This is a genomic window from Bartonella acomydis (assembly GCF_039543025.1).
Classification (GTDB): Bacteria; Pseudomonadota; Alphaproteobacteria; order Rhizobiales; family Rhizobiaceae; genus Bartonella; species Bartonella acomydis.
This window is the reverse complement of the sequence record NZ_BAABIY010000084.1, coordinates 1-2,818: the sequence shown is the minus strand read 5'-3', so window position 1 is coordinate 2,818 and position 2,818 is coordinate 1. Positions and strand designations below refer to the sequence as shown.

General features: G+C 37.6%; 3 protein-coding genes. All 3 read left to right on the top strand.

Annotated elements, in window-relative coordinates:
- Positions 1–307: toprim domain-containing protein (locus ABD909_RS07195; protein ID WP_345097266.1), on the top strand; the 307-nt coding region annotated here is incomplete at its 5' end.
- The gene (locus ABD909_RS07190; protein WP_345097265.1) at positions 307–1,881 is read left to right on the top strand and encodes a YfjI family protein; all 1,575 of its coding nucleotides are present in this window, start codon (positions 307–309) and stop codon (positions 1,879–1,881) included. The genes ABD909_RS07195 and ABD909_RS07190, both read left to right, overlap by 1 nt.
- 639 nt (positions 1,882–2,520) lie before the next feature.
- Positions 2,521–2,818, top strand: a 298-nt coding sequence (locus ABD909_RS07185) for a restriction endonuclease (protein ID WP_486303675.1), incomplete at its 3' end; no start/stop codon positions are given.

The following is a 2,818-nucleotide window of genomic DNA, read 5'->3' as shown; positions in this document are numbered from 1 at the left end:
AAGCGAAGATAATCCAAAACATCTGGTTATTTGTGTGAGGATAGAAACCGGTCTGTCTCTGCTGTCTGGGTTGTTATCAGAGCCCGTGAATGTATGGGCGTCTCTTTCCACCAGTGGCATGATGCGTATGAATTTACCCCCAATAAAAGGACGTTTGACAATCGCAATGGATGGGGATGATGCGGGTCGTAAAGCAGGTTTTATCCTAGCAAAACGTGCTTATAGCCAAGGCTTTGAGGTTTTCATGATGCAAGCCCCTAACGCTTTAGATTTCAATGACTTTTTAATCTTGAAAGGTTATAAATAATGATAAAAGATAAAAATAACCAAAATATTTCATTCAATGATAATACTTGTTTAAAAGCTATTCCTTATGAAGTCGCCTTGCAACAAAATGGTTGGGGGGAATTAAAACCAATTGCTACGGCTCTTTTACCCGTCGAACCTTTTCACGTTGCACAAGTGCCTTTAACCTTAAGTCGCTATATTTATGATATTGCTGACCGTCAACAAGCCCCTCTCGATTTTATTGCTGTCTCTGCTCTTTGTGGTTTAGCAGCCCTCATTGGAAATGGCGTGCATATTGCGCCAAAACAGTATGATGATTGGACAATTGTCCCTAATCTCTGGGGCGTTCTTATTGGACAGCCTTCAACTATGAAAACACCTACCATGCAAGCCGCTTTAGCCCCTATCACGTGCCTTCAAAAGCAATGGTATAAAGAGTGGTTAAAACAAAAAGAAGGGCAAGAAATTGAAGAGATACTTGAAACTTTAGACAAATCAGAAAAGAAAAAACAAGCCCATAAAGCGATCAAAAAAGGAGACCTTGAAACAGCCCGTGCTCTGTTGTCTGCCCCCCCCTCTAAAGACAATGCTCATGATGATGGCTCTCGTTTTATTGTCAATGATGTGACGGTTGAAAAGCTGGGGGAATTGTTAAAAGAAAACCCCCGTGGTCTTTTGATGGTTCGTGATGAGTTATCCGGTTTCTTAACAGATATGGAACGCAAGGAATATCAAACAGACCGTGCTTTTTATCTCGAAGCTTTTAATGGAGATGGTCAATTTACTTATGACCGTATCGGACGTGGAACCATTTTTATTCCCAATGCAACCCTTTCAATTATAGGTGGCATTCAACCCTCTCGCATTCTGCCCTTTATACGCAATGCTTTATATGGCAAAGGCAATGATGGTTTTTTACAACGGTTTCAAATGCTGGTGTGGCCCGATGATACAAAAGATTGGCAATGGGTTGATAGACACCCTAATCAAGAGGCATGGAAAACTTATGAAGGGGTGTTTCATTCTCTTTATGATAAACCCCTTGGATCTCCAGAACACCCGCTTGTCATGCGTTTTTCTGCTGAAGCTCAAGAGATTTTTCGTGAGTGGATGAAAAAGATTTTTAAAGAAGCTAAAGAGAATAACCTTTCTGAAAGCTTATCTGAAAGCTTACAATCGCATCTTTTAAAAATGCCAAAGACCATAGCAAGCCTTGCGTTGATTTTTGAATTGACCGAAGGGGGGCGTTTTGAAATCAATAAAGATGCTCTTCAAACAGCATTGCGTTGGGAAAAATATCTGTTAAGCCATGTCAAAAGACTTTATGCGGCGGGGAATGCCTCTATAGAAGATTGTGCAAAATTGATTATCGAACGTTGTGATCATTTACCCGATATTTTTACTGCACGCGATATTTACAGGCGTGATTGGAAATGTTTAAAAGACAATGAAGTCGTTAAGCAGGCTCTAGAGATTTTATGCCGTTCCAATCATATTCGTCAAATAGCAAGTGATCATAGCTCTAAAGGCGGTCGACCTACTATACGCTATGAATGGCATCCTTTAGTCAAAAGCAACAGCATAAAACAATGAAACGCTGATAATTTTTTGTTATCCTTCAAACCTTCAAAGATCTGACTTGTACAAGATATCACAAATGATCTTTGAGGGTTTTTGTTTATCATTTAAAAAAGGAAACAACGTTTAACCTTGTGTCAACGCTATCCAAAACTAATCTTTATAAGTTTTGGAGGGGTTTTGAGTTTTGACGGTTGCTACTTTTAGATAAAAAAACAACAAAAAATAAAAACATTGTATTTCAATATGTTAGTATTTTACAGATGTTTAAAAAACAACCCCTATCAAACATATAACCTATTAATTCAACCAATAATATACGTTTCGAGGGGGTTTTGACAATTTTTGCACCGTCAAAACCTTTTTAGATAAAACTCATCAAAATAATTATTATGATATTTAAAAATTCCATAATGCATCTGTCTTGATTAGTACATCAAGTGAATAGCAAATTTCACTACTTTGCTGATCTAACCATGTATCATAGGCTGTGGATAAAGTGCCTTTAAAATCCCCTTTTGAAAAAATTTATCCGCTTTTTCGCATTTTTCTGCATTTTTTTCTCATTTCGCTCAAAATGGATTTAATAAGCTTCATTTCGATTCTTTTGAAAAGAATTAATCCCCTCATAAAAAAATGGAGCCCTCTTGTAATATGCTGCAATCTGTTAAGTCTGATAATGAACAAATCACGCTACGCTCTCTGTTGGAAGATTATCGCGATCAAGCAACCTCAAAAGCTCAACAGGGAAAAATTTTTGAGGATTTTGTTAGCAAATATCTTATGCATGATCCTCTCCATTATGGACGCTATGAAAAGGTTGAAAGCTATTATAAATGGGCTAAAGAACGTGACGATTGGAATAAAAATGATATCGGCATTGATCTGGTGGCAAAGCTTCGCAATCAAGAAGGCTATGTGGCTATTCAATGTAAGTTTTATAAAGCAGATC